The 1,699-nt window shown below is 57.8% G+C and carries 1 protein-coding gene and 1 tRNA gene; one reads left to right on the forward strand and one right to left on the reverse strand.

Annotated features, from left to right (window positions below; all coding sequences use genetic code 11):
* Positions 1–715: 715 nt before the first annotated feature.
* A tRNA-Leu gene (locus JMA46_RS16645) sits at positions 716–796 on the reverse strand.
* Between the two features lie 178 nt (positions 797–974).
* Here JMA46_RS16645 and JMA46_RS16650 point away from each other — a divergent pair.
* Positions 975–1,577 carry a response regulator gene (locus tag JMA46_RS16650; RefSeq protein WP_207346464.1) on the forward strand — a complete coding sequence of 201 codons (603 nt, stop codon included), beginning with the start codon at positions 975–977 and terminating at the stop codon, positions 1,575–1,577.
* Positions 1,578–1,699: the final 122 nt, after the last annotated feature.

The raw sequence follows: 1,699 nt of genomic DNA on the forward strand, positions 1-1,699 counted from the left end.
ACTGGAACTACACCCTCGCCCCGCACGCCACTGCGTAACAATCCCACGCTGATGGATCAGCGTCCTTAACACAGTCCTGGCCGGACATAAACCAAAATTACAAGTTATTACATCGCGAACCCTTAGCACCGCTTGAGAAATAATACAGTCCACAGACGCTAGCCATGTCGTGGCCCGTCACGGGTATCGGCATGTCATCAATATCGGCGCGACCAGTGCGAACCAACAATGGCTCATGGATATCAGCGAGCACCGCGGGCTACTCAAGAGACGATGGTGCCAGCGGGTCACTTCCAGCGCAGTAGGGCGACGCGGTCGTGTGAGTGAGGCCCCAAAATTACCTGGTTCATCGCCCCGCAGGTTTCACGCAGAACCAGGACCAAGGTGCCGCTCATTGCCATTATGTGCCTAAATCCGAGACAAGCTGCACCACCTGCCGTTCGCTGTGTGATCCACTGAGTAGACGTTGGACCACACATACATGTCTTAGTCCCGAAGCAGAAGACTTCCCTGCGTAACACCGCATCTGCGGCGATAGACACCAGCGGGTGATCGATGCCCGGTCCCAGGAATCGAGGGACCTCTTCAACAACGCGGCTGCAGTGTATAACGTGAAAACAGGGTCCGCCTGGGCCTGAGTTACACCATCAGTGCTGCTTGCCGTCAACAGTTAAACTCGAAATCCCCCTGTTGCCAGGAGGTTTTCGTTGAAATGTACCCGAGGTGGGACTCGAACCCACACACCTTTCGATACTGCATTTTGAGTGCAGCGCGTCTACCATTCCGCCACTCGGGCTCCCGCAACCGCTCTCAAGGAGAACCGTTGCGAAGATCACGCCTCCAATTCTGAATCACTCCCGAACCAGTGCGCGCAACCACTCTACATGGAGATAGGCTGTTTTGTGGAACCGAGCCTGTCCAGGGGCTAAGTATTTGCCATTTGTGGTGTAACTCACCCCTTCTTAGGAGTTTTTGTGTCAGAACAGCCGGATTCAACCACCGCCAAGCCCGCCCGCAGGGTCATCGTTGCCGAAGACGAGACCTTGATCCGCCTGGACATCATGGAAATCCTGCGCGGTGAGGGATACGACGTCGTCGGCGAGGCTGACAACGGCGAGAAGGCCGTGGAGCTCGCCAAGGAACTCCGGCCTGACTTAGTCCTCATGGACGTCAAAATGCCCGTCATGGACGGCATTACCGCCGCTGAGCACATCGTCAAGGCCCGCATTGCCCCCGTCGTGCTGCTGACCGCGTTCAGCCAGAAGGAACTCGTCGAGCGTGCCCGCGACGCCGGCGCCATGGCCTACGTGGTCAAGCCCTTCACCCCGGCCGACCTCATGCCCGCTTTGGAAATCGCCCTCTCCCGCCACGAGGAAATCAAGGCCCTCGAGGAGGAAGTCTCCGACCTCCAGGAACAGTTCGCCACCCGCAAGCTCGTAGAGCGCGCCAAGAGCCTGTTGACCACCAAGATGGGCCTCACCGAGCCCGAGGCCTTCCGCTGGATCCAGAAGACCTCCATGGACCGCCGCCTGAGCATGCGCGAAGTCGCCGAGACCATCATTAACCAGGTCAACTAGTAGTACTTTGTTAGGTTGGGGGTGGCCGTTGGCAGGCGGGACAGCGGTCGAGCATGCCGATGATGATTTCCTGGAGGGCTTTTAGGACGCCGTAAAGACTGTGTCCACCGCTTGAACTTTTG

The sequence above is a fragment of the Arthrobacter sp. E3 genome (genome assembly GCF_017353415.1).
Taxonomy (GTDB): domain Bacteria; phylum Actinomycetota; class Actinomycetes; order Actinomycetales; family Micrococcaceae; genus Specibacter.